Here is a 23,991-nt window from a genome sequence, read left to right as displayed (position 1 = left end):
CCTTGACTCCTGAACAGCGGAAATCAGCGCGGAAACTCGGCGAAGGGAAGGTTGTACGCCCCTCACCAGTCCCCGAGTTCGGAGGCGTACGGCGGCTCGGCGCCCGCGCGGGAGCAGGTGACGGCGGCCGCGCGCGCCGCGAACCGCAGCAGCCGGGTCCAGCCCTCCCGGCCCAGCTCCGCCAGCCCCTCCGAGGACAGGGCGTCCTGAGTGGCGAGACCGTGCAGCAGAGCCGCGTTCACGGTGTCGCCGGCGCCGATCGTGTCCACGACCTCGACCTTCTCGCCCGGCACCGGGTACACGGCGCCGTCCCGGGTGAAGGCGGTCAGCCCGTCCCCGCCATGGGTGATCACGACGGCCGCGGGCCCGGCGGCCAGCCACTCGCGCGGGGTGCCGCCCAGCCACCGGGCGTCCTCCTCGGACAGCTTCAGCAGGGACACCGAGGGCAGCCAGCTCTTGAAACGTGCCCGGTAGGCGTCCGCGTCGGGAATCAGGACCGTCCGGATGTTGGGGTCGAGCGCGGTGAACACCCCCTGGTCCGCCGCGGCCCGCAGCAGGCTCTCGTAGGCGGTCGCGCCAGGCTCCAGGACGAGAGAGCAGGTGCCGAAGGAGACGGCCCGGGTCCCGGCCGGCAGCGTCTCGGGGGCGGTGAACAGCCGGTCGGCGGTGCCGTCGACGTAGAAGGAGTACGCGGCCGATCCGGTCTCGTCGATCGTGGCGACGGCGAGCGTGGTCGGCTCCGTACCGCGCTGCACGGCAGAGACGTCCACGTTCGCCCGCCGGAGCCCGTCCAGCAGGGCCTCGCCGAAGGCGTCGTACGAGGTCCGGGAGCAGAAGGCGGTGGGAGAGCCGAGACGGCCGAGGGCCACGGCCGTGTTGTAGGGGCCGCCGCCGAGCGCCGGCTGCAGTCCCGCGAGGGCACCCGTGCCCTGCGGTACCAGATCGATCAGGGCCTCACCGGCGACGACGATCACGAGACGCTTCCTTTCTCGAACTTCCGGGGTGCTGGGGCTGTGTGGGGACTACGACCGTGCGGGCGGTTCCGGGCGTCGGGCATTGCCGGGTTCCTCCGGGCACCCGCACGAGCCGCGGTGGACGAAGACGCACGGCAGCCGCACGGTGCGGGCCGGGCGGTCCGGGGAGGCGAGGCGGTCCAGGAGGAGACGTACGGCCCGGGCGCCGATCTCCCTGCTGGGCTGGGCTATCGAGGTCAGCCGGGGTGAGAAGAGGTCGGCCCAGGCGAAGTCGTCGAAGCAGCACAGCGCGATGTCCTCGGGCACGGACAGGCCGCGGTCGCGCAGGGCGCGCAGGGCGCCGATGGTCATCGCGTTGTTGGCGGTGACGAGTGCGGTGGGCGGGGCGGTGAGGGAGAGGAGGGCCGCGGTGGCGCGTTCCGCGCCGGGTGACTCGGAGTCGCCGTGCACGACGAGGCGTTCGTCGTAGGGGAGTCCGGAGGCGGCGAGGCCGTGGCGGTAGCCGGTGATGCGCTCGCGGGTGGTGCTGAACCCGGGCAGACCGGCGACCAGGGCGATGCGGCGGTGGCCGAGTTCGGCGAGGTGGGTGACGAGCCGGGCGGTCGGTTCGGCGCTCTCGGCGCAGATCTGGTCGTAGCGGGGCGCGCCGTCGGCCGGGGTGTCGACGAGCCGGTCTAGGAAGACGGCCGGGACCTGGTGGCGTCCGAGGTAGGCGACGAGTTCCCGTGGGTTCGCGGAAGGGGCGACGATCATGCCGTCCACGCGGCGCTCGTGCAGCAGCTGGACGACCTTGCGCTCGTGCGCCGGGTCGTCGTGCGGGTCGGCGATGAGGAGGCTGTAGCCGTGTTCCAGGGCGCGGGCCTCGACACCCTGGAGGATCTCCGTGAAGTACGGGTTGCTGATCGCCGACACCGCCAGCCCGATGGACCGGGTGCGCGAGGTCACCAGGGAGCGGGCCAGGGTGTTGGGGGTGTAGCCGAGGCGGTCGATCGCATCCAGGACCGCCTGGCGGGTGTGGGGCAGGACCGGCCGGGTGTCGTTGAGGACGTGCGAGACGGTCGCCACGGACACACCGGCGCTGCGCGCGACATCGGCCATGGTCGGCATGGCGCCCCCTCTCTCGGTTTCCGGGCCGGCGAAGGCCCAGGCCGGGAAGCTATCCCATCCGACGGCGGACGTAAACGCTTGCGCAAACGTTTACGTCCAGCCAACCTCCCCAGGGACAGCCAACCCGCTCGAACCCGGAGGAACCACCCCCGCTATCGTGCCGCGTGCACCACCCCCGACCAGTGGAGATCCGCATGCCCGGCCGTCCCTCCCCGAGCCGCCGTACCGTCCTGCGCGGAGCGGCCCTGACCCCGGTGGCCGGGCTCGGCCTCACCGCCTGCTCCGCCGCAGGCGGGGTCACCGCACCGGCGACCCCGACCGCACCGGTCGAACTCGCCGACGAGAGCGGGATCGCCAAGGGGAGCGCCGAGCTGTACCGGGATCACAACGTCGTGGTCAGCCGGGGCGAGAACGGTTCACTGAATGCGTACAGCACGATCTGCACGCACGCGGGGTGCCCGATCGACAAGCTGGAGGGGACTACGCTCGTCTGCCCGTGCCACGGCAGCGAGTTCGACGCCAGGACCGGCAAGGTGCTGAGCTCCCCGGCGACCGAACCACTGCACTCGCTGCCGGTGGCGACCAGGAACGGCAAGATCGTCGCCGGGCCGGGGGCCTGACGAGGGCCTCCCCGGAGGACGGCACGCGCGCTGATCAGATCAGGCGCACCACAAGGTCAGGACGGTCCGCGCGTCCTCCACGGCATAGCGACGGCCAACCCGGCGACGCCGACCGCCCTCGACCCTAAGTCCCCGACCCTCAGCCTCGCCCCTCACCCCCTGGCCCGGCTCACTCCCAGTCCCACCCGATCCCCACGATCCCCGCGCGCACCCGCGGTTCGACGAGGTGGACCGAGTGGTGGCCGCTGAGGGGGAGTTCCTGGCGGCCGCTGCGGGGGGCCGCCGGTGAGTGCTGGGCGAAGCGGTGGCAGCGCACCGGCAGGGCGCGCTCGTCGAAGCGGACCTGGAGCGCGTACTGGCCGCCCGCCGGTCCGAACCCCCGGACGTACTCGCGGGAGACGCCGGCCGTGCCGTCCTCGACGCCGTAGCGGAAGAGGTAGGTGTCCCCGGCCCGCAGACGGGTGTCGAAGAGGAGTTCGGCGATGAGCACGCCGGTGTCCTGGTGCACGCGCACGCGTCCCGTCCGGCAGTTCTCCAGTGCGTGGACCCGCACCCGCTCCGGCACGCATCCCGGGTCGCCGTGGTGGACGGCCACGAAGCGGTCGACACCGTCCATGTGGGCGCGCACGATGTGGTGCGACTCGCGCCCCGCCAGCTCGCGGCACGCCCCGATGTGGACCCGCTCATGGTGTCCGAGGGTGTGCAGACCACCGTCCGGCGGCAGGCTCAGCTCGGTCAGCAGCCGTTCCAGCACGTCCGACGCCTCCACCAGGGAGCGGTAGGAACGGCCCGCGGACCGCTGTCCCGGCAAGGCCTCGTCGGTCTCGGCGAGCAGCCGGATCAGGGACTCCTCCGGCAGCTGGAGTATCTCCTCCAGGGCCCGTACCGCACGCAGGGACTCGGGGCGCTGCGGGCGCCGGGCGCCCTGCTGCCAGTAACTCAGGCTGGTGACACCGACCTTGACCCCGTAGCGCGAGAGATGGTGCTGCACGCGCTGCAGCGGCAGGCCGCGGGCGGCGATGGCGGCGCGCAGCGCGACATGGAAGGGGCCGCCTCGCAGAGCCGAGTCCAGTTCCGCGGTGGCGACGGCGGCGACGTCCGCGTGCTGTGTGGCGTGCGGCATGCAGGGGCCTTTCTGTGAAGTCTCGCTACGGCTGGTCGGGCCGGGTTCACGCTGGTTGTCGGGGCCACCCCGTCGGCGTCGGGGCGTCTTCACATCCGTACGCCGTCGTTCACGGCCCCGAGTTCCCACGCATTGAAGCGTGTTGACCAAGTCCCGACAACACCTGAAGCCCAACAGTCCCGCGCTCCTGGCCGAGACCTGCCAGGTCCCCTCAACTCGGTGCGGCCCCGCCGCCGTTGCCGAGCACCTCCCGTATCGCCCGTGCGGACAGGTCGGACTTGTGCAGGAAACCGCGGGCCGGGCTGGCGGCGACGAGTTCCTCGAAGTCCTCCAGTGCGTGGGTCGAGATCAGGATGATGACGCTGGAGACCCGGCCGGCCAGCTCCGCCGCGAGATCGAAACCGCTCTCGCCGCCGAGGTCGAGGTCCACCAGGACGATGTCCGGGACCAGCTCCGCCGCCCGCGCGAGCGCCTCCGCACCCGTCGAGGCCAGGCCGACGACGGGAATCCCGTCGCGTTCGAGCAGGGTGCGTGCGGCCTCCAGGAACCGGATGCTGTCATCGACGAGAAGACAGCGCAGGGACATGCGGACAGGGTGCCAAGCGCGGGTTGATTGCGCTTTCCCGCTACCCGGAAAGAGTCGGGAGCGGCGTTACCCGTCAGCTGGAACGCGCCGAAGTCCCGTTCCTCGCACGCGGGTTCGCGCTCACCCTGCGCAGCCGGGTGTCACCGGCGGTAGCATGGATCCGCCCTGGAAAGACCGTGGTCGTCCGGTCGAGTGGGGGTGCGCGATGCGGGCTTCGCTCGGGAGCAAGCTGGTCTCGGGACTGCTGGGGGCCGCCCTGCTACTGGCTGGATGCGATGGTGGCGGGGGCGGTGACGACACAACGCGCAGGGTCCCGGGCGACACCACCTGTGACGGCCGGATCGAGGGCACCGCAAACATCACCGTCTGGTTCCACTCCGAGCAGCCCGGCGAGATCGGCACCCTGCGCAGCCAGGTCGCGGACTTCAACAGGGCGCAGCACCAGGTCCGCGTGGAGCTGGTGCCCCTGCCGGGACGGCGGTCCTACGGCGAGCTGGTGAACTCCGCCGCGGCCAGCGGCGACCTTCCCGACCTGCTCGACTTCGACGGGCCGAACCTCTACAGCTACGCGTGGTCCGGCAGGCTGAGGCCGATCGACTCCTGTGTGCCGCGCTCCGTCCGGGACGACCTGCTGCCCTCGATCCGCCGGCAGGGCACCTACGCGGGCCGGCTGTGGGGCGTGGGCACGTTCGACTCCGGCCTGGGGCTCTACGTCCGCAAGTCCGTGCTGCGCAAGGCCGGCATCCGTATCCCCACGGGACCGGCGGACGCGTGGAGCGCCGCAGAGTTCACCGGGATACTGCACCGGCTCCGGGGGCTTGGCCACCGGACGCCGCTCGACCTGTATCTCGAGTCCACGAAGCCCGGCGACGAGTGGCCCACGTACGGCTTCGCGCCCGCCGTCTGGTCGGCGGGCGGTGATCTCGTCGACCCGCTGAACCACCGGAGGGCCGAGGGGTACCTCAACAGCGCCGCGTCCGTCAGGGCGCTCACGATCATCCAGAGCTGGGTCGAGGAGGGACTCGTCGACCCGGGCAGGGACGATCAGGCCTTCGTCCAGGGCCGCAGTGTCGTCTCCTGGCTCGGGCACTGGGTGTTCGGCGAGAACACGAGGGCGTTCCCGGGCGATGTCGCCATCGTGCCGCTGCCCGACTTCGGCAAGGGCACCGTCACCGGCATGGGCTCCTGGCAGTGGGGCATCCCGGCCGGTACCGCCGACGGCGACGCGGTCTGGCGATTCCTGGCCTACCTGCTCGAACCGCGGGAGGTCCACCGGATGAGCGTGGCCAACGGGGCCGTCCCGGCCACGAACAGCGCCGTGCGGCTCTCACCGCGGTTCGGCCCGAACGGCGCCGAGCACCTCTACATCGACCAACTGCGCGGCGGGGTCGCCCGGCCGCGTCCGCAGACGCCTGCCTATCCGGCGATCACGGCGGCCTTCTCCTGGGCCTTCAGGAGGATCGTCCTCGAGCACGCCCCGGTCAGGGCCACGCTCGATCAGGCGGCCCACCGGATCGACGAGGACATCGCGGCCCACGACGGCTATCCGCAGAAGGGCCCCTGACCCGGCCTGGACCGCCGCCGGTCGCACGGGCATGCTGGGGAAACCCCACGGGGGAAACCCCGCGAGCCGGGACACCGAGGACACGTACGACCTCACGCCCGTGGTGGGGTCGGCGGGAGGTGTGGTGCGCATGACGAACGCCAACAGACGGGCTCCGGCGGATTTTCCGGACGTCACCGGCGCCCGTTCCCGGTACTAGGTCCGGTCGTGCGCCGCCTCCGGGGCGGGAACGGTCCGCCCCTGCTCGCCCGACTCCGCGTCGGCAGCAAGCTGATGCTGCTCGTGCTGCTGCCGGTGGCCGCCATGCTCGCCTTCACCGCGTTCAGCGCCGTCGCCCAGTGGCAGCAGGCGCGGGAACTGGACCTTTTCCACACCGCGACCCGGGTGTCGTTCGAGACCACCGGGGTCTCCGACGCGGTCGCCCGAGAGCGGATCGCCGCCGTGCTGGCCCGTCTGCGGCCCGACCGGGACACCCTCGGCGAGCGGGCCGCCGCCGAGCGGTCCACGGACCGGGCCCTGACCACGGCCACCGAGCGGGCCGGCGCCTGGTCCGGGGCCGATGTCGCCGGCGAACTCGGCGCCTTCGGCCGCCAACTGCACGCCATCCGGGCACAGACCGACACCGGCTCGCTCTCCGCGAGCGCGGTCGTGCAGCAGTACCAGACGGTTCAGGACGAACTGCTCGACACCGTCGCCGACCTGGAATCGGGAGGCCCGACCAGGGCGGCGGGGCGTGCGGCCGACGCGCACATCGCGCTCCTGCAGGCCATCGAGGCCGGGGAACGGGAGCGTGCCGAGGTGGCCATTCTGCTCAGCACCCCCCTCGCCCACCGGCCCACCGCGGCCGGGCGCTGGCCCGCGCTGGAGGAGGCACAGCTGCGGGAGTTCCGCCGCGACACCTCCGCCCCGCTGCGGGCCGAGCTGTACGCGACACGGTTCGGGAAGCCCGGACGCGCCGTCCGCAGCGTGCGCGACATGCTCGCCGCGGCCGATCCACGGACCGCGCACTGGCCGTCGTACGACAGCTGGCTGGCCGACTCCCGGGCCCGTATCGACTCCCTGCGCGGTATCCAGGACCAGGCGGCGCGCGAACTCGCCGGGACGGCCGCCCACGACCTGCACACCGCGAAGGTCCGCGCGCTGCGTGACCTCGCCCTCTCCCTTGCCGTCCTGGTCGTGGTCACGGTCCTCGCCCTGGCCCTGCGGCGCTCCATCACCCGGCCGCTGCGCGAGGTCGCCGCGGGCGCCCGGGCCCTGTCGGAGGGCGATCTGTCGTACGACATCCGGTACGCGGGACGCGACGAACTCGGGGACGTGGCCGACACGTTCCGCGAACTGCGGGTGACCACGGAACGGCTGGCGGCCGAGATCCGTTCCCTGAACACGGCGATCGACGACAACCGGCTCGGCCACCGGGCGGACGTCGGGGCCTTCGCGGGGACCTGGGCGCAGCTGCTGGGCGGCATGAACGCCACCATGGCGTCGTTCGCGGCGGCGCACGGCCGACGCAGGCGGGCCGAGGAGGAGCTGGAGAGCATCTTCAACCTCTCCCTCGATCTGCTGTGCATCACCGGGGTCGACGGCTACTTCAAGCGGGTCAACCCCGCCTTCGAACGGACCCTCGGCCACTCGGCGGAGACGCTGCTGTCCAGGCCGTTCACCGAGTTCGTGCACGAGGAGGACCGGGCCGACACGCGGGCGGCCCTCGACCGGCTGGCGAGCGGCGTCGAAGTGGCCGAGTTCGAGAACCGCTATCTGCGCGCGGACGGCACCGAACGCTGGCTGCAGTGGAGCGCGCGGCCGGTGCCGGAGCAGGGCCTCGTCTACGCCGCCGCCCGGGACGTCACCGAGAGCCGCAGGCACGCCCGAGAACAGGCCGCGCTGCGCCGGGTCGCCACCCTCGTGGCCCGTGGCGCCCCGCCCGAGGAGGTGTTCACACGGGTGGCGGAGGAGGTGGGCGAGTTGCTGGGGACGACAGCGGCCGTGCTGCGACATCATCCCGACGGCAGCCGTACGGTCCTCGGGACCGCGCACGACCCGGAGGTGTTCGAACCGGCCTCGCGTGATGCCCGACGGGACGCCGCACGCCGGGCGATCCACGAGGTGACCCGGACCGGACGCGCCGCCCGGGCCGGCAGGGCCGTCGCCGCGCCCATCGTCGTCGACGACCGGCTGTGGGGATTCGTCGTCGCTGCGTCCCTGCGGGAGGCACTGGACCGCGGCACGGAGGATCGGCTGGCCGACTTCACCGAGCTCATCGCCACCGCCATCGCCAACGCCGACAGCCGCGCCCAGCTCACCGCCTCACGCGCGCGCGTGGTGGCCGCCGCGGACGCCTCGCGGCGCCGTATCGAGCGCGATCTGCACGACGGTGTCCAGCAGCGCCTCGTCGCCCTCCAACTCGATCTGCGGCTGGCCGAGTCCCTGGTCACCGACCCCACCTCCGAGCTGTCCGAACAGCTTTCCCATGTCAGCAAGGGGCTCGACGACGCCTTCCAGGACCTGCTCCAGGTCGCCCGCGGCATTCACCCGGCGATCCTGTCCAAGGGCGGCCTCGGTCCCGCACTGCGTTCCCTGGCCCGTCGCTCGGCCGTCCCCGTGGAGCTCGACCTCGCCCTGCCCGCCGCCCGTCTGCCGGAGCAGCCGGAGGTGGCCGCGTACTACGTGATCTCCGAGTGCCTCACCAACACCGCCAAGCACGCGCACGCACGCGTGGTGCGCGTCGAAGCGAAGGTCCGTGACGACGTCCTGGAGCTGACCGTCGCCGACGACGGGGCCGGAGGGGCCGAGCCCGGCCGGGGCTCGGGTCTCATCGGGCTGATCGACCGGGTGGAGGCGATCGGCGGCAAGCTGGATGTCCGCAGCCCGCCCGGCGAGGGCACGACCGTGCGGGTGCGGCTGCCGCTGGCCGTGCCCCCGACGGACGTGTGACCGCCCGAGGCGTACGCCGGGGGAGTCGCCCAGGCGGGGGAGTCCTGGACTGGTGACGTCGCGTACGCTCCGGGCGGTCCTGTCGGACGGAGAGGCGTCCGTCCGGCTCTAGGTGCGGCCCGTGCCGCCGTGATCAGTGCTCCGCGGGCGCTTGGCCCGCACGATCTCGTGGTCCCGCGGATCCAGCAGCTCGCTCCACGCGTGCGTGTCGTCCTGGTACCGGCGGGCGCGGACCGGCCGCCGTGGCTTCTCCATCCGCGTCCGACGCATTTCCGCAGCCCTTCGACCCGTGGCAGGCCGGCGACTAGCCTGGACCGGCCGGTCCGCCCTGCTCTGCACTGCATCGAGAATCGCCCGTGACCGGGTCCGTTGTCGTCACCGCGAGCCTCCAATCCCGCTTCCGGCTAGCCGGAACCCCGTGGGTGCGGCAGGCTGTTGGGGCGCGCACCGATCGGCCGGGCAAGGGGAGCCGGGACCATGGACGACGCATCGCAGCGGCCGGCACGGGGACGGGTCGTCCTCGCCGACGACGACGTGCTGCTCCGCGAGGGGCTCGCCAGCCTGTGCGAGCGGGTCGGGTACGACGTGGTGGGGCAGGCCGGAGACGCCGTGGGCCTCCTCGAACTGGTCGCCGCGCACCGCCCCGACCTCGCGATCGTCGACATCAGGATGCCGCCGGACCACTCCACCGAAGGACTCAAGGCGGCCCGCACGATCCGGGAGCGCCACCCCGACACCGGCATCCTGGTCCTGTCGGCGTTCGTCGAGGTCGAGGAGGCGCTGGAGCTGCTGGCGAGCGGCCGCAAGGTCGGCTATCTGCTCAAGAGCCGGGTCACGGCCGTCGACGAGTTCATCGAGGCCCTGGAGCGCGTCCGGCGGGGCGGCTCGGTCGTCGACCCCTCCCTGGTGCAGGAGCTGTTCTCGGCCCAGCGCCGCGACGACCCCCTCGCCCAGCTCAGCGCCCGGGAGCGCGAGGTCCTCGCCCTCATGGCCGAGGGCCGCTCGAACGCCGGCATCGGCCGCCGTCTGTGGGTCACCGAGGGCACGGTCGAGAAACACGTCCGCAGCATCCTCGGCAAGCTCCGCCTCACCGAGGACACCGACGACCACCGCCGGGTCCTGGCCGTCCTGACCTTCCTGGAGTCCCGCTAGGTGGAGTCCGGCCAGGCGTTGTCCACAGGCCCGACGCGGTGTCAGCCCTCGCCAGTAGGGTGTGAGACATGGCCGACCCCTCCAGCTACCGCCCCCAGCCGGGACAGATCCCGGACTCTCCCGGGGTGTACAGGTTCCGTGACGAGCACCGCCGGGTGATCTACGTCGGAAAGGCGAAAAGCCTGCGCCAGCGCCTGGCGAACTACTTCCAGGACCTGGCGAACCTGCACCCGCGCACCCGGACGATGGTCACCACCGCCGCGTCCGTGGAGTGGACCGTGGTGTCCACGGAGGTCGAGGCCCTGCAGCTGGAGTACTCCTGGATCAAGGAGTTCGACCCCCGGTTCAACGTCAAGTACCGCGACGACAAGAGCTATCCGTACCTCGCGGTGACGATGAACGAGGAGTTCCCGCGCGTGCAGGTGATGCGCGGCCACAAGCGCAAGGGCGTCCGGTACTTCGGGCCCTACGGACACGCGTGGGCCATCCGGGACACGGTCGACCTGCTGCTGCGCGTCTTCCCCGTGCGCACCTGCTCGGCGGGCGTCTTCAAGAACGCCACCCGCACCGGCCGTCCCTGTCTGCTCGGTTACATCGGCAAGTGCTCGGCGCCCTGCGTCGGCCGCGTCGACCCGGAGGAGCACCGCGAACTGGCCGAGGAGTTCTGCGACTTCATGGCCGGCCGCACGGGCACGTACATCCGCCGCCTGGAGAAGCGGATGACCGAGGCGGCCGAGGAGATGGAGTACGAGCGCGCCGCCCGCCTGCGCGACGACATCGAGGCCCTGAAGAAGGCCATGGAGAAGAACGCGGTCGTGCTCGCCGACGCGACCGACGCCGACCTGATCGCCGTCGCCGAGGACGAGCTGGAGGCGGCCGTGCAGATCTTCCACGTGCGCGGCGGACGCGTGCGCGGCCAGCGCGGCTGGGTCACCGACAAGGTCGAGGAGATCACCACCGGCGCCCTCGTCGAGCACGCCCTGCAGCAGCTCTACGGCGAGGAGAAGGGCGACTCGGTCCCCAAGGAGGTCCTGGTCCCGGCCCTGCCCGACCCGGTCGAGCCCGTCCAGGAGTGGCTCGCCGACCGCCGCGGTTCGGGCGTCTCGCTGCGCATCCCGCAGCGCGGCGACAAGAAGGCCCTCATGGAGACCGTGCAGCGCAACGCCCTGCAGGCCCTCGCGCTGCACAAGACCAAGCGAGCCTCCGACCTCACCACGCGCTCGCGGGCCCTGGAGGAGATCGCCGAGGCCCTCGACCTCGACAGCGCTCCCCTGCGTATCGAGTGCTACGACATCTCGCACCTCCAGGGCGACGACGTCGTGGCCTCCATGGTGGTCTTCGAGGACGGTCTGCAGCGCAAGAGCGAGTACCGCCGCTTCCAGATCAAGGGCTTCGCCGGACAGGACGACGTCCGCTCCATGCACGAGGTGATCACCCGCCGCTTCCGGCGCTACCTCGCGGAGAAGGAGAAGACCGGTGAGTGGGTCGAGGACGGTCACGAGGACGGCCTCGCGGGTGACCTCGGGACAGGCCTCAAGGACGAGGACGGCCGCCCGAAGAAGTTCGCCTACCCGCCCCAGCTGGTCGTGGTCGACGGCGGCCAGCCGCAGGTCGCCGCCGCCAAGGAGGCCCTCGACGAGCTCGGCATCGACGACATCGCCGTCTGCGGCCTCGCCAAGCGACTGGAGGAGGTATGGCTGCCGGACGAGGACGACCCGGTCGTCCTGCCCCGCACCAGCGAGGGCCTCTACCTGCTGCAGCGCGTCCGCGACGAGGCCCACCGTTTCGCGATCACCTACCAGCGCACCAAGCGGGCCAAACGCTTCAAGGCCAGCCCCCTGGACGAGGTGCCCGGCCTCGGCGACACCCGCAAGCAGGCTCTGCTGAAGCACTTCGGCTCGCTCAAGAGACTGCGGTCCGCCACCATCGACCAGATCTGCGAGGTCCCCGGCATAGGCCGCAAGACGGCCGAGACGATCGCCGTGGCCCTCGCCCAGGCGGCTCCCGCCGCACCCGCCGTCAACATGACGACTGGAGAGATCATGGAGGAGGAACCCGGCACCATGGGTTCCGGTGGGGAGCCCGTGACGACGGGCGCCCCGGACGAACGACGGGGGCAGGAGACATGAATGTGAACGAGCACGACGAGCAACAAGGGCAGACGGACCAGGGCGGAGACGAAGCACAGGTGAGTACGGGCACGACCGGCGACCAGGGCGGGCTCCCCGAGGCGGCCATCCCCGAGCTGGTGATCATCTCCGGAATGTCGGGCGCGGGCAGGTCGACGGCGGCCAAGTGCCTGGAGGACCTGGGCTGGTTCGTCGTCGACAACCTCCCGCCCGCGCTGATCCCCACCATGGTGGAGCTCGGCGCCCGGTCGCAGGGCAACGTGGCACGGATCGCGGTCGTCGTGGACGTCCGCGGCCGCCGCTTCTTCGACAACCTCCGCGAGTCCCTCGCCGACCTGGAGGCCAAGAACGTCACCCGGCGGATCGTCTTCCTGGAGTCCTCCGACGAGGCCCTGGTGCGCCGCTTCGAGTCGGTGCGCCGCCCGCACCCCCTGCAGGGCGACGGCCGGATCGTCGACGGCATCGCCGCCGAGCGCGAGCTGCTGCGCGAGCTGCGCGGCGACGCCGACCTGGTCATCGACACCTCCAGCCTCAACGTGCACGAGCTGCGTGCCAAGATGGACGCCCAGTTCGCCGGCGAGGAGGAGCCCGAGCTGCGGGCCACCGTGATGTCCTTCGGCTTCAAGTACGGCCTTCCCGTGGACGCCGACCTGGTCGCCGACATGCGCTTCCTGCCCAATCCGCACTGGGTCCCGGAGCTGCGCCCCTTCACCGGCCTCAACGAGGAGGTGTCGGCGTACGTCTTCAACCAGCCCGGCGCCAAGGAGTTCCTCGACCGCTACGCCGAGCTGCTCCGGCTGATCGCCGCGGGCTACCGCCGCGAGGGCAAGCGGTATGTGACGATCGCGATCGGCTGCACCGGTGGCAAGCACCGCTCGGTGGCCATGTCGGAAAAGCTCGCCGCGCGTCTGGCGGCCGAGGGCGTGGAGACGGTGGTCGTGCACCGGGACATGGGACGCGAATGACGGAGCGCTCTGTGCGGCTGAGCAGGCTGCGCCGGACGGTTCCCGAGTCGCGTGCCGCCCGGCCCGTGGAGGCCCGCGGTGCCCGGCCGCGCCGGCGTGGTGCCCAGCCCAAGGTCGTCGCCCTCGGCGGCGGCATGGGCCTGTCCGCCTCGCTCGCCGCCCTGCGCCGGATCACCGGCGACCTCACCGCCGTCGTCACCGTGGCCGACGACGGCGGCTCCAGCGGGCGCCTGCGCGACGAGCTGGGCGTGCTGCCGCCCGGCGACCTGCGCAAGGCGCTGGCCGCGCTGTGCGGCGACGACGACTGGGGTCAGACCTGGGCCCGGGTCATCCAGCACCGCTTCCACTCCCAGGGCGACCTGCACGACCACGCGGTCGGCAACCTCCTGATCGTCGCCCTGTGGGAGCAGCTCGGCGACCACGTCCAGGCGCTGGACCTGGTGGGCAAGCTCCTCGGCGCGCACGGGCGCGTGCTGCCCATGTCCGCCGTACCGCTGGAGCTGCAGGCCCTGGTCAAGGGGCATGATCCGGCGCGGCCGGAGGACGTGGACACCGTGCGCGGGCAGGCGACCGTGGCGCTCACACCCGGCGAGGTGCAGTCCGTGCACGTCGTGCCGCACGACCCGCCCGCCGTCCCCGAGGCCGTCGAGGCCGTGCTGGACGCGGACTGGGTGGTGCTCGGCCCCGGCTCCTGGTTCTCCTCGGTCATCCCGCACCTGCTCGTGCCGGAACTGCTGGACGCGCTCACCGAGACCAAGGCGCGCCGGGTACTCTCGCTGAACCTCGCCCCGCAGCCCGGAGAAACCGAGGGCTTCTCCCCGCAGCGTCATTTGGAGGTTTTGGGACGACACGCCCCTAAACTCGCCCTGGACGTGGTGCTGGCCGACGAGGCCGCCGTGCCCGACCGCGACGTGCTCACCGAAGCCGCAGGGCGGCTCGGAGCAGCGGTCGAGCTGGCCCCGGTGGCCCGGAGGGACGGAACTCCGCGGCACGACCCGGAGCTGCTGGCCGCCGCGTACGACCGTATTTTTCGGATGCATGGAAGGATCGGCCCATGGCGATGACGGCAGCGGTGAAGGACGAGATCTCTCGGCTCCCCGTCACCCGGACCTGCTGCAGAAAGGCGGAGGTCTCCGCCGTCCTGCGGTTCGCCGGCGGCCTCCATCTGGTCAGCGGGCGCATCGTGATCGAGGCGGAGCTGGACACCGCGATGGCGGCCCGGCGCCTGAAGCGGGACATCCTGGAGATCTTCGGCCACTCCTCCGAACTGATCGTGATGGCGCCCGGCGGACTGCGCCGCGGCTCGCGCTACGTCGTCCGGGTTGTCGCCGGCGGTGACCAGCTGGCCCGGCAGACCGGCCTGGTGGACGGGCGGGGCCGCCCGATCCGCGGCCTGCCCCCGCAGGTGGTCTCGGGGGCCACCTGCGACGCGGAGGCCGCCTGGCGCGGCGCCTTCCTGGCGCACGGCTCCCTCACCGAGCCCGGCCGCTCCTCCTCCCTGGAGGTGACCTGCCCCGGCCCCGAGGCCGCCCTCGCCCTGGTGGGCGCCGCCCGCCGTCTGTCGATCGCCGCCAAGGCCCGCGAGGTGCGCGGCGTGGACCGCGTGGTCGTCCGGGACGGCGACGCGATCGGCGCCCTGCTCACCCGCCTCGGCGCGCACGAGTCCGTGCTGGCCTGGGAGGAGCGCCGGATGCGCCGCGAGGTACGGGCCACGGCGAACCGTCTCGCCAACTTCGACGACGCCAACCTCCGCCGCTCCGCGCGTGCGGCGGTCGCCGCCGGCGCCCGCGTCCAGCGCGCGCTGGAGATCCTCGGCGAGGAGGTTCCCGAGCACCTCGCGGCCGCCGGCCGGCTGCGCATGGAGCACAAGCAGGCCTCGCTGGAGGAACTGGGCGCACTCGCCGACCCGCCGCTGACCAAGGACGCCGTCGCCGGCCGCATCCGCCGCCTGCTGGCGATGGCCGACAAGCGCGCCTCCGACCTCGGTATCCCGGGCACGGATTCCACTCTCACCGAGGAGATGGCCGACAACCTCGTCGGCTGACCGGGTCAACCCGTCGGTGCCGACGCCCACTTGGGCCGTCGGCACCGGTGTTTGACTGTCTTTGAGGCACCCTTGACTCGGCTGAGAAGTGGCATGAGCCTGGCAACACTTCGTCGCCGTGACGAAGGACGGCTAGGGGGGTTCATGAGACACAGAGCGAGATCGATCCTCGCTGTCGGCGCGCTCCTGATCGGGGGAGCGAGCCTCGCACCCATCGCCCAGGCACAGAACGGACCGTCACAGGGTTCGGATCCCAATGAGGTCAACGTCTACCGCGCGGACGTCACCGCCAGGCAGGTACCCCTGCTGCTGGCGGCCGGACAGGACGGCCAGGAGCTCGCCGAGCAGGTCCCCGCGAAGGGCACCGCCTCGGTCGAGCTCTATCTCACCGGTCGGCAGGCCCACCAGCTCGAGAAGCAGGGCGTCGACCTCACCGAGCACACACTTTCGGCCAAGGCCGAGAAGCGGGTCGACAACGCCGCCCAGGGAGTGTTCCGCCCGTACGGCGGAAGCGGCGGCATCAAGGAGGAGATCGTCCGCACCGGGCAGCAGAACCCCGGTCTGACCAAGGTCGTCTCCATCGGCAAGACGATCAACGGCCAGGACATCCTCGCGCTCAAACTGACCAAGGACGCGAAGAAGTCCAAGGACGGCTCGAAGCCCTCCGTGCTGTACCTGTCCAACCAGCACGCGCGTGAGTGGATCACGCCGGAGATGACCCGCCGGCTGATGCACTACTACATCGAGCACTACAAGACCGACAAGCGCATCAGGAAGATCGTCGACTCCACCGAGCTGTGGTTCGTGATCTCGGCCAACCCCGACGGCTACGACTACACCTTCAAGAACTCCGACACCCGTCTGTGGCGCAAGAACCTGCGGGACGTCAACGGCGACGGCGTCATCTCCACCGGCGACGGCGTCGACCTCAACCGCAACTTCGCCTACAAGTGGGGCTATGACGACGAGGGTTCGTCCCCCAACCCCACCAGCGAGACCTACCGCGGCGCGAGCCCGGGCTCCGAGCCCGAGACCAAGGCACTCGACGCCTTCGAGAAGCGCATCGGCTTCTCCTACGGCGTCAACTACCACTCCGCCGCCCAACTCCTCCTCTACGGCGTCGGCTGGCAGGTGGCCACCCCGACCCCTGACGACGTCGTCTACAAGGCGCTCGCGGGGACCCCGGACAACTCCGCGATCCCGGGCTACCGTCCGCAGGTCTCCTCGGAGCTGTACACCACCAACGGCGAGGCGGACGGCCACGCGGCGAACGTCAACGGCATGTCGATGTTCACCCCCGAGATGTCGACCTGCCAGACGGCCTCCAACCTCGACCCGAACGACCAGTGGAACGCGGCCGACTGCCAGTCCGTGTTCAACTTCCCGGACGACGAGAAGCTGATCCAGCAGGAGTTCGTCAAGAACATCCCCTTCGCGCTCTCGGTCGCAGAGACCGCCCAGCACCCGGACACCCCCTCCTCCTCGCTCGGCCTGAAGGCCGCCGACTTCACCCCGGCGACGTTCTCCACGTCCTACTCCCGCGGCGCCGACCAGGAGGTCTCCGTCGTCGCCCGCAAGGCGATCCGCGGCAAGGAGCTCAACTACCGCGTCAACGGTGGCCGTACGAAGGACGAGCCGCTGCGGGCCTGGAAGGGCGGCGAGACCTACGGCGGCGATGACAACCTGCACTTCGACGAGTACCGGGCCAAGGTCCGGGACGGCGACCCGGGCGACAAGGTCGAGGTGTGGTTCACCGGCCGCGGCAGGAGCGGCAAGAAGGTCTCCAGCGAGCACTTCACCTACACCGTCGCCCAGCGCGCCAAGGCCGACACCCTCGTCGTCGCGGAGGAGGGCGCGACCGCCACGCAGGCGCAGACCTATGTGGACGCGCTGAAGGCGAACGGCCGCAAGGCCCTCGTCTGGGACGTCGCCACCCAGGGCGCGCCCGACGCGCTCGGCGTGCTGAAGCACTTCAGGACCGTGGTCCACTACACGGGCGCGAGCGTCCCCGGCAACGCCACCCAGCTCCAGCTGCGTGCCTACCTCAACGAGGGCGGCAAGCTGATCGAGGCGGGCGAGCAGGCCGGCGGCAACGTCGACCTCGGCGGCGGCACCCTGTCCAACGACTTCAGCCAGTACTACCTGGGCGCCTACTCCCGTACGTCGACCCCCGGCGCCACGGGCTTCACCGGATCCGGTGAACTCGGCGGCTTCGGCGGGCCCCTCGGCGCGGCGCCCGGCAACCCCCTCGACAGGGCCGGCACCTACAGCGTCACCTCCGACTCGCTGCCCGCCGACAAGTACCCGCAGTTCGCCAGCGCCGGCGCGGGCCAGTTCGCCGGGACCGTCAACCCGTACGGGCCCTACGCGGGTTCCTCCATGGCGGCCGCCGTGCACACCGACGACGCCTACAAGCGCCTCACCCGCACCATCGACCTCACCGGTGTAACGGCGGCCCAGCAGCCGACCCTGCGCAGCCAGTTGCTGTGGGACACCGAGCCCGGCTACGACCATGTGATCGTCGAGGCCCACACGGTCGGCGCCGACGACTGGACGACCCTCCCGGAGAAGGGCGGCGCGAGCAGCCAGACCGTCCCCTCGGAGTGCGGGGCGGGCTTCCTGATCAACGAACACCCGTGGCTCAAGCACTACCTGACCATCGGCGACAACGCGTGCACCGCCACCGGCACCAGCGGCGCCTGGAACAGCCTCACCGGCGCCTCCAGCGGCTGGCAGCAGGTCAACTACGACCTGAGCGCCTACGCCGGCAAGTCCGTGCAGGTCTCCATCAGCTACGTCACCGACCCGGGCACCGGCGGTCACGGCGTCCTCGCCGACGACGCCTCGCTCGTCCTCGGCGGCACGGCGACGCAGACCGAGGGCTTCGAGACCTCGCTCGGCGCCTGGAGCGTGACCGGACCGCCCGCGGGCAGCCCGGCCGTGCTCAGGGACTGGGAACGCACGGGTGCCTTGTTCAAGACGTACGGCGCCGTCACCACCGACCGGACCGTGCTGCTGGGCTTCGGCCTGGAGCACGTCACCGCGGCGGCGGACCGTGCCGCACTCGTCAAGAAGGCGCTCGCCGCCCTGGGAGGGTGAACAGGCTGGTCAACGATGACTAGCACTCCGTAGTCAAAAAGAGTGACCGGACGTTTCGAGCCGGGCGGTCCGTACCCCTACTGGCGGGTACGGACCGCCTGCCCGTGTATGCGGCAATCCGATGTCACTCCGGAGCCCTCAGGGAGGTAGGGTCGGGGGTGGTCGGGGACATCCCAAACAGAGCTCGCCGGCACCGCATGGCCGGCGTACCAACGAGGAGATCGGTTCGTGACGATCCGCGTAGGCATCAACGGCTTCGGTCGTATCGGTCGCAACTACTTCCGCGCGCTGCTGGAGCAGGGTGCTGACATCGAGATCGTGGCTGTCAACGACCTGGGTGACACCGCGACCACCGCTCACCTGCTGAAGTACGACACCATCCTGGGCCGCCTCAAGGCCGAGGTCTCGCACACCGCCGACACCATCACCGTCGACGGCAAGACCATCAAGGTCCTGTCCGAGCGCAACCCCGCCGACATCCCGTGGGGTGAGCTGGGCGCCGACATCGTCATCGAGTCCACCGGCATCTTCACCAAGAAGGAAGACGCCGCGAAGCACATCGCCGGCGGCGCCAAGAAGGTCATCATCTCGGCTCCGGCCAAGGATGAGGACATCACCATCGTGATGGGCGTCAACCAGGACAAGTACGACCCGGCGAACCACCACGTCATCTCCAACGCCTCCTGCACCACCAACTGCGTGGCGCCGATGGCCAAGGTCCTCGACGAGAACTTCGGCATCGTCAAGGGCCTGATGACGACGGTGCACGCGTACACCAACGACCAGCGCATCCTGGACTTCCCGCACAAGGACCTGCGTCGCGCGCGTGCCGCCGCCGAGAACATCATCCCGACCACCACGGGTGCCGCGAAGGCCACCGCGCTGGTCCTCCCGCAGCTCAAGGGCAAGCTGGACGGCATCGCCATGCGCGTCCCGGTCCCGACCGGCTCGGCCACCGACCTCGTCGTGGAGCTGTCCCGCGAGGTCACCAAGGACGAGGTCAACGCCGCGTTCAAGAAGGCCGCCGAGGGCGAGCTGCAGGGCTACCTGACCTACACCGAGGACGAGATCGTCTCCTCGGACATCGTCAGCGACCCGTCCTCCTGCACCTTCGACTCCTCCCTGACCATGGTCCAGGAGGGCACGTCGGTGAAGATCCTCGGCTGGTACGACAACGAGTGGGGCTACTCCAACCGCCTCGTCGACCTCACGGTCTTCGTCGGCAACCAGCTCTGATCCACAGAGCAGGCACTTTGCTGTGAGAGCAGGGCTCGGGCGGCGCAGGGACGCGCCGCCCGGGCCCTGACTCACGTACAGAACAGCTCTCGTACGATCAGAGCAGCCCTCACCAGGAGTCCCTCATGAAGACGATCGACGAACTTCTCGCCGAAGGCGTGGACAACAAGCGGGTCTTCGTCCGCGCCGACCTCAACGTGCCGCTCGCCGACGGCCTCATCACCGACGACGGCCGCATCCGTGCCGTACTGCCCACCGTCAAGGCCCTCGTCGAGGCGGGCGCCAAGGTGGTCGTCGCCTCGCACCTGGGCCGCCCCAAGGGTGCCCCGGACCCCGCCTTCTCGCTGCTGCCCGCCGCCGAGCGTCTCGCCGAACTGCTCGGCGCCCCCGTCGCGTTCGCCCAGGACACCGTCGGCCCCGCCGCCCACGACGCGGTGAACGGCCTCCAGCCCGGCCAGGTCGCGGTCATCGAGAACCTGCGCTTCAACGCCGGCGAGACCTCCAAGGACGACACCGAGCGCGGCGAGTTCGCCGACCGGCTCGCGGCCCTCGCGGACGTCTACGTGGGTGACGGTTTCGGCGCGGTGCACCGCAAGCACGCCTCGGTCTTCGACCTTCCGGCCCGGCTGCCGCACTACGCCGGCTACCTCATCGCCACCGAGGTCGGCGTCCTGAAGAAGCTCACCGAGGACGTCAAGCGCCCCTACGTCGTCGCGCTCGGCGGCGCCAAGGTCTCCGACAAGCTCGCGGTCATCGACCAGCTGCTCGGCAAGGCCGACCGTCTGCTCATCGGCGGCGGCATGGCGTACACCTTCCTCAAGGCCAAGGGCTACGAGATCGGCAAGTCCCTGCTCCAGGAGGACCAGATCCCCGCGGTCCTGGAGTACATCGAGCGCGCCGAGAAGACCGGCGTCGAGCTGGTCCTGCCCGTCGACGTCGTGGTCGCCCAGGAGTTCCCCGACCTGGCGGGCAAGGCTCCGGCCAACCCCACCACGGTCGCCGCCGACTCCGTCCCCGGTGACCAGATGGGCCTGGACATCGGTCCCGAGTCCCGCAAGCTGTACGCCTCGAAGATCACCGACGCCGCCACCGTCTTCTGGAACGGCCCGATGGGCGTCTTCGAGCACCCCGATTTCGCCGAGGGCACCAAGGCGGTCGCCCAGGCCCTCCTCGACTCCCCGGCCTTCACGGTCGTCGGCGGCGGCGACTCCGCCGCGGCCGTCCGCCTCCTGGGCTTCGACGAGACCGCGTTCGGACACATCTCGACCGGTGGCGGCGCCTCCCTCGAATACCTCGAGGGCAAGACGCTCCCCGGCCTCGCCGCACTGGAGGACTGACCCAGCCATGACCACTCGCACGCCGATCATGGCGGGCAACTGGAAGATGAACCTCAACCACCTCGAGGCCATCGCGCACGTCCAGAAGCTCGCCTTCGCCCTCGCGGACAAGGACTACGAGGCCGTCGAGGTCGCCGTCCTGCCGCCCTTCACCGACCTGCGCTCCGTGCAGACCCTGGTCGACGGCGACAAGCTCAAGATCAAGTACGGCGCCCAGGACATCTCGCGGCACGACTCCGGCGCCTACACCGGCGAGATCTCCGGCCCGATGCTGGCCAAGCTGAAGTGCACCTACGTGGTGATCGGCCACTCCGAGCGCCGCCAGTACCACGCCGAGACCGACGAGATCGTGAACGCCAAGGTCAAGGCCGCTTACAAGCACGGTCTGACCCCGATCCTGTGCGTCGGCGAGGAGCTGGACGTGCGCGAGGCGGGCAACCACGTCACGCACACGCTCACCCAGGTCGAGGGCGGTCTCAAGGACCTCCCCGCCGAGCAGGCCGAGTCCGTCGTGATCGCCTACGAGCCCGTGTGGGCCATCGGCACCGGCAAGGTCTGCGGCGCCGAGGACGCCCAGGAGGTCTGCGCCGCCATCCGCGCCAAGCTCGCCGAGCTGTACACCCAGGAGCTGGCCGACCAGGTCCGCATCCAGTACGGCGGCTCCGTCAAGGCGGGCAACGTCGCCGAGATCATGGCCCAGGCCGACATCGACGGCGCGCTCGTGGGCGGCGCGTCCCTCGACGCCGACGAGTTCGTCAAGATCGTGCGCTTCCGCGACCAGTGAGTATGCGCTAGGCCCGATCCGTCGTACCCTTGCGGGGTCCAGCACTGTGCCGGACCCCGCGTGTACATCCGAATCCGAGGAAGTTGGTCCAGCCGTGGTTTTGGGGTTCTCGATCGCCCTGATCGTCTTCAGCCTGCTGATGATGCTGCTGGTGCTGATGCACAAGGGCAAGGGCGGCGGTCTCTCCGACATGTTCGGTGGCGGCATGCAGTCCTCCGTCGGCGGCTCCTCGGTCGCCGAGCGCAACCTCGACCGCATCACCGTGGTGATCGGTCTGCTGTGGCTGGCGTGCATCGTCGTGCTCGGCCTGCTCATGAAGTCGTCCTGACGGCGAACAGCCGAGCGGCAACCCGCACACAGCACCTCCATTCCGCACGTAAGGCCCCATGTTCGGTACGCGCAGCTGAGCGCGGCCTATCATGGGGCTTGCGTCTGGGTGTGGGGCTTGTAACTCCAACCACTGGACGTGCGTTGGGCCTTACGTAGACTGAGGCGCTCGCAACGAAGCGACACGCCGACTCGCTTCGCGGCACCATCACGCAGGGAGTTACGACCGTGGCAAGTGGCAACGCGATCCGAGGAAGCCGGGTCGGGGCGGGGCCGATGGGCGAGGCCGAGCGCGGCGAGTCCGCGCCGCGTCTGCGCATCTCCTTCTGGTGCTCCAACGGGCACGAGACGCAGCCCAGCTTCGCCAGCGACGCGCAGGTTCCCGAGACCTGGGACTGCCCGCGCTGTGGCTTCCCGGCCGGACAGGACCGGGACAACCCGCCGGACCCGCCGCGCACCGAGCCCTACAAGACGCACCTCGCGTACGTCCGGGAGCGGCGCAGCGACGCGGACGGCGAGGCGATCCTCGCCGAGGCGCTCGCCAAACTGCGGGGCGAGATCTAGGAATTGACGGCCGGCCGGGCACCCCAGCGGGTGCCTGGCCGGACCTGTCTTCGTCGCCGGGGCCGACCGCCTCCGGACCGATTGTCAGTGGTGCCCTCTACGGTTTGTGCAGACGCGAATCGTGAGGGGGAGACGTGACGACGGTCGAGTCCGCGGGCGGGTGTGCGCCCACGTGGCGTGGGGGGTTCGGGCGGCTGTGGACGGCCGCGGTGGTCTCCCGCTTCGGAGACGCGCTGCGCGGTGCCGCCCTGCCCCTACTCGCCGCCTCGCTGACGGACCGACCCCTGCTCATCGCGTCCGTCACCGCCTGCGGCTATCTGCCCTGGATCGTCTTCGGGCTGCTCGGCGGCGCGGTCGCGGACCGGGTGGACCAGCGGCGCGCGATGTGGACGGTGGACGCGGTACGAGGGCTGCTCGTCGCCGCGTTCGCCGTGGCCGTCGCACTCGGTCACGCCTCCATCGCGCTGATCATCGTCCTCGCCTTCGCCCTGACCACCCTCCAGACCCTGTTCGACAACGCCTCCACCGCCTTGCTGCCCGTCCTGGTCGACCGCGCGGCGCTCGGCAGCGCCAACGCCCGGCTGATGACCGGGCAGCAGATCGCGGCCGGTCTGATGGGCGCGCCCGTGGTGCCCCTGCTGATCGCCGCGGGGGCCGCCGTCCCCTTCGTGGCCGACGCGGGGACCTTCCTGGTGGCCGCCGCGCTGGTCGCCTCGCTGCGGACCGAGGCGCCCGAACGGCCACCGGCACCGGCGGGCAGCACCCTGCGCCGGGAGGTCGCCGGCGGTCTGCGCACCCTGTGGCACGACCGGGCCCTGCGCGGACTGTGCTCTGCCACGGCCCTGTGCAACGTCGGCATGGGCGCGCTGATCGCCACGCTGGTCATCCTGGTCACGGGTTGGCTCGACGCCGGCACCGCCGGATACGCGGCGGCGACCACCGCGTACACCGTCGGCGGGCTCGCCGGGGGAGCGGTGAACCGGCGCGTCACCGCCCGGCTCGGGGCCCCGCGCGCCGTACTGCTCGCCGGCCTCGTGCAGATCGGCGCCCTGGTGGTGATGGGCGCCGTCCGGAGCCTGACGGCGCTGGTGGCGGCCCTGGCCGTGTTCGGGTTCATGGGCATGGTGTGGAACGTCAACACCACCACGCTCACGCAACAGCGCGCGCCCGCCGAGATGCTGGGCAGGGTCAGCTCCGCCTTCCGCACCCTCGCCGTCGCCGGGGCACCGCTGGGCGCACTGCTCGGGGGTGCCGCCGCCACCGCCTGGGGACCGGGCGCCCCGCCGCTGCTGACCGCCGCCTTCTTCGTCCTCGCCGTCATCGCGCTGATACCTGTGCGCAAGCCGGACGTACCTGTTGTTGCGCCGGGCGACGACGCCATGACGGCTCGCGCCCCGCGCTGATCAACTAGGTTGGAACAGCTGGGACAGGCACGAGAGAAGGCTGAAG

The 23,991-nt window shown here is 71.2% G+C and carries 20 protein-coding genes; 15 read left to right on the top strand and 5 right to left on the bottom strand.

Features of this window, described 5'->3' with window-relative positions; genetic code table 11:
- Nucleotides 1–62: 62 nt before the first annotated feature.
- Together ACWCQ1_RS05935 and ACWCQ1_RS05930 are read right to left on the bottom strand one after the other, a co-directional pair.
- On the bottom strand, nucleotides 63–974 hold the full coding sequence (locus ACWCQ1_RS05935) for a carbohydrate kinase family protein (protein ID WP_451025935.1): 912 nt from the start codon (nucleotides 972–974) through the stop codon (nucleotides 63–65).
- 48 nt (nucleotides 975–1,022) lie between these two features.
- On the bottom strand, nucleotides 1,023–2,081 hold the full coding sequence (locus ACWCQ1_RS05930) for a LacI family DNA-binding transcriptional regulator (RefSeq protein WP_358594887.1): 1,059 nt from the start codon (nucleotides 2,079–2,081) through the stop codon (nucleotides 1,023–1,025).
- A gap of 194 nt (nucleotides 2,082–2,275) precedes the next feature.
- On the opposite strand from ACWCQ1_RS05930, the gene ACWCQ1_RS05925 reads away from it, so the two are divergent.
- On the top strand, nucleotides 2,276–2,701 hold the full coding sequence (locus tag ACWCQ1_RS05925; protein ID WP_451025934.1) for a Rieske 2Fe-2S domain-containing protein: 426 nt from the start codon (nucleotides 2,276–2,278) through the stop codon (nucleotides 2,699–2,701).
- A 169-nt stretch (nucleotides 2,702–2,870) separates the two neighbouring features.
- Here ACWCQ1_RS05925 and ACWCQ1_RS05920 read toward each other — a convergent pair whose 3' ends face one another.
- Nucleotides 2,871–3,824, bottom strand: a complete 954-nt coding sequence (locus ACWCQ1_RS05920) for a hypothetical protein (protein WP_451025933.1) — start codon at nucleotides 3,822–3,824, stop codon at nucleotides 2,871–2,873.
- 211 nt (nucleotides 3,825–4,035) lie between these two features.
- On the bottom strand, nucleotides 4,036–4,410 hold the full coding sequence (locus ACWCQ1_RS05915; RefSeq protein ID WP_133042685.1) for a response regulator: 375 nt from the start codon (nucleotides 4,408–4,410) through the stop codon (nucleotides 4,036–4,038).
- Nucleotides 4,411–4,615: 205 nt separating this feature from the next.
- On the opposite strand from ACWCQ1_RS05915, the gene ACWCQ1_RS05910 reads away from it, so the two are divergent.
- Both ACWCQ1_RS05910 and ACWCQ1_RS05905 read left to right on the top strand, forming a co-directional pair.
- On the top strand, nucleotides 4,616–5,974 hold the full coding sequence (locus tag ACWCQ1_RS05910; protein WP_358594881.1) for an ABC transporter substrate-binding protein: 1,359 nt from the start codon (nucleotides 4,616–4,618) through the stop codon (nucleotides 5,972–5,974).
- Nucleotides 5,975–6,247: 273 nt separating this feature from the next.
- Nucleotides 6,248–8,905 carry a PAS domain S-box protein gene (locus ACWCQ1_RS05905; RefSeq protein WP_451026017.1) on the top strand — a complete coding sequence of 886 codons (2,658 nt, stop codon included), beginning with the start codon at nucleotides 6,248–6,250 and terminating at the stop codon, nucleotides 8,903–8,905.
- Between the two features lie 108 nt (nucleotides 8,906–9,013).
- On the opposite strand, the gene ACWCQ1_RS05900 is transcribed toward ACWCQ1_RS05905, so the two are convergent.
- On the bottom strand, nucleotides 9,014–9,175 hold the full coding sequence (locus tag ACWCQ1_RS05900) for a hypothetical protein (RefSeq protein WP_358594876.1): 162 nt from the start codon (nucleotides 9,173–9,175) through the stop codon (nucleotides 9,014–9,016).
- A gap of 207 nt (nucleotides 9,176–9,382) precedes the next feature.
- On the opposite strand from ACWCQ1_RS05900, the gene ACWCQ1_RS05895 reads away from it, so the two are divergent.
- The 12 genes from ACWCQ1_RS05895 to ACWCQ1_RS05840 all read left to right on the top strand — a co-directional run bounded on the left by ACWCQ1_RS05895 (nucleotide 9,383) and on the right by ACWCQ1_RS05840 (nucleotide 23,945).
- The gene (locus ACWCQ1_RS05895; protein ID WP_358594873.1) at nucleotides 9,383–10,057 is read left to right on the top strand and encodes a response regulator transcription factor; all 675 of its coding nucleotides are present in this window, start codon (nucleotides 9,383–9,385) and stop codon (nucleotides 10,055–10,057) included.
- A 68-nt stretch (nucleotides 10,058–10,125) separates the two neighbouring features.
- Nucleotides 10,126–12,186, top strand: a complete 2,061-nt coding sequence (gene uvrC, locus ACWCQ1_RS05890; RefSeq protein WP_451025932.1) for an excinuclease ABC subunit UvrC — start codon at nucleotides 10,126–10,128, stop codon at nucleotides 12,184–12,186.
- Nucleotides 12,183–13,151 carry an RNase adapter RapZ gene (rapZ, locus tag ACWCQ1_RS05885; RefSeq protein ID WP_133042681.1) on the top strand — a complete coding sequence of 323 codons (969 nt, stop codon included), beginning with the start codon at nucleotides 12,183–12,185 and terminating at the stop codon, nucleotides 13,149–13,151. Before uvrC ends, rapZ begins: the two co-directional genes overlap by 4 nt.
- Nucleotides 13,148–14,215 carry a gluconeogenesis factor YvcK family protein gene (locus ACWCQ1_RS05880; protein WP_133042680.1) on the top strand — a complete coding sequence of 356 codons (1,068 nt, stop codon included), beginning with the start codon at nucleotides 13,148–13,150 and terminating at the stop codon, nucleotides 14,213–14,215. Before rapZ ends, ACWCQ1_RS05880 begins: the two co-directional genes overlap by 4 nt.
- Nucleotides 14,206–15,195 (top strand): DNA-binding protein WhiA, encoded by a 990-nt coding sequence (whiA, locus tag ACWCQ1_RS05875; RefSeq protein WP_133042679.1) that lies wholly within the window; start codon nucleotides 14,206–14,208, stop codon nucleotides 15,193–15,195. The genes ACWCQ1_RS05880 and whiA overlap by 10 nt, the downstream gene beginning before the upstream one ends.
- A 144-nt stretch (nucleotides 15,196–15,339) precedes the next feature.
- On the top strand, nucleotides 15,340–18,294 hold the full coding sequence (locus tag ACWCQ1_RS05870) for a M14 family metallopeptidase (protein WP_358594868.1): 2,955 nt from the start codon (nucleotides 15,340–15,342) through the stop codon (nucleotides 18,292–18,294).
- A gap of 228 nt (nucleotides 18,295–18,522) precedes the next feature.
- Nucleotides 18,523–19,530: a type I glyceraldehyde-3-phosphate dehydrogenase gene (gap, locus tag ACWCQ1_RS05865; protein ID WP_133042677.1), complete on the top strand. Its 1,008-nt coding sequence runs from the start codon at nucleotides 18,523–18,525 to the stop codon at nucleotides 19,528–19,530.
- A 125-nt stretch (nucleotides 19,531–19,655) separates the two neighbouring features.
- Complete coding sequence (locus ACWCQ1_RS05860) at nucleotides 19,656–20,867, top strand: phosphoglycerate kinase (protein ID WP_133042676.1); 1,212 nt, start codon at nucleotides 19,656–19,658, stop codon at nucleotides 20,865–20,867.
- A 7-nt stretch (nucleotides 20,868–20,874) separates the two neighbouring features.
- The gene (gene tpiA / locus ACWCQ1_RS05855; RefSeq protein WP_133042675.1) at nucleotides 20,875–21,651 is read left to right on the top strand and encodes a triose-phosphate isomerase; all 777 of its coding nucleotides are present in this window, start codon (nucleotides 20,875–20,877) and stop codon (nucleotides 21,649–21,651) included.
- Between the two features lie 94 nt (nucleotides 21,652–21,745).
- A complete protein-coding gene (gene secG / locus ACWCQ1_RS05850; RefSeq protein ID WP_133042674.1) occupies nucleotides 21,746–21,979 on the top strand; it encodes a preprotein translocase subunit SecG in 234 nt (77 codons plus the stop codon).
- A gap of 227 nt (nucleotides 21,980–22,206) precedes the next feature.
- Nucleotides 22,207–22,542 (top strand): RNA polymerase-binding protein RbpA, encoded by a 336-nt coding sequence (locus ACWCQ1_RS05845; protein ID WP_003976875.1) that lies wholly within the window; start codon nucleotides 22,207–22,209, stop codon nucleotides 22,540–22,542.
- Between the two features lie 134 nt (nucleotides 22,543–22,676).
- The gene (locus ACWCQ1_RS05840) at nucleotides 22,677–23,945 is read left to right on the top strand and encodes an MFS transporter (protein WP_358594856.1); all 1,269 of its coding nucleotides are present in this window, start codon (nucleotides 22,677–22,679) and stop codon (nucleotides 23,943–23,945) included.
- Nucleotides 23,946–23,991 lie beyond the last annotated feature (46 nt).

The organism is Streptomyces sp. NPDC002144 (genome assembly GCF_053593695.1).
Note: the sequence above shows the minus strand (reverse complement) of the source record. Positions and strands in the feature narration are given on the sequence as shown.

Bases quoted from the DNA above. Each gene is read 5' to 3' on its own strand.
- rapZ (WP_133042681.1), top strand. From the start codon at position 12,183: ATGAATGTGAACGAGCACGACGAGCAACAAGGGCAGACGGACCAGGGC.
- whiA (WP_133042679.1), top strand. From the start codon at position 14,206: ATGGCGATGACGGCAGCGGTGAAGGACGAGATCTCTCGGCTCCCCGTC.
- tpiA (WP_133042675.1), top strand. From the start codon at position 20,875: ATGACCACTCGCACGCCGATCATGGCGGGCAACTGGAAGATGAACCTC.
- ACWCQ1_RS05905 (WP_451026017.1), top strand. From the start codon at position 6,248: ATGCTGCTCGTGCTGCTGCCGGTGGCCGCCATGCTCGCCTTCACCGCG.
- ACWCQ1_RS05910 (WP_358594881.1), top strand. From the start codon at position 4,616: ATGCGGGCTTCGCTCGGGAGCAAGCTGGTCTCGGGACTGCTGGGGGCC.
- ACWCQ1_RS05930 (WP_358594887.1), bottom strand. From the start codon at position 2,081: ATGCCGACCATGGCCGATGTCGCGCGCAGCGCCGGTGTGTCCGTGGCG.
- ACWCQ1_RS05925 (WP_451025934.1), top strand. From the start codon at position 2,276: ATGCCCGGCCGTCCCTCCCCGAGCCGCCGTACCGTCCTGCGCGGAGCG.
- ACWCQ1_RS05870 (WP_358594868.1), top strand. From the start codon at position 15,340: ATGAGACACAGAGCGAGATCGATCCTCGCTGTCGGCGCGCTCCTGATC.
- uvrC (WP_451025932.1), top strand. From the start codon at position 10,126: ATGGCCGACCCCTCCAGCTACCGCCCCCAGCCGGGACAGATCCCGGAC.
- ACWCQ1_RS05920 (WP_451025933.1), bottom strand. From the start codon at position 3,824: ATGCCGCACGCCACACAGCACGCGGACGTCGCCGCCGTCGCCACCGCG.
- ACWCQ1_RS05895 (WP_358594873.1), top strand. From the start codon at position 9,383: ATGGACGACGCATCGCAGCGGCCGGCACGGGGACGGGTCGTCCTCGCC.
- ACWCQ1_RS05915 (WP_133042685.1), bottom strand. From the start codon at position 4,410: ATGTCCCTGCGCTGTCTTCTCGTCGATGACAGCATCCGGTTCCTGGAG.
- ACWCQ1_RS05860 (WP_133042676.1), top strand. From the start codon at position 19,656: ATGAAGACGATCGACGAACTTCTCGCCGAAGGCGTGGACAACAAGCGG.
- ACWCQ1_RS05900 (WP_358594876.1), bottom strand. From the start codon at position 9,175: ATGCGTCGGACGCGGATGGAGAAGCCACGGCGGCCGGTCCGCGCCCGC.
- ACWCQ1_RS05880 (WP_133042680.1), top strand. From the start codon at position 13,148: ATGACGGAGCGCTCTGTGCGGCTGAGCAGGCTGCGCCGGACGGTTCCC.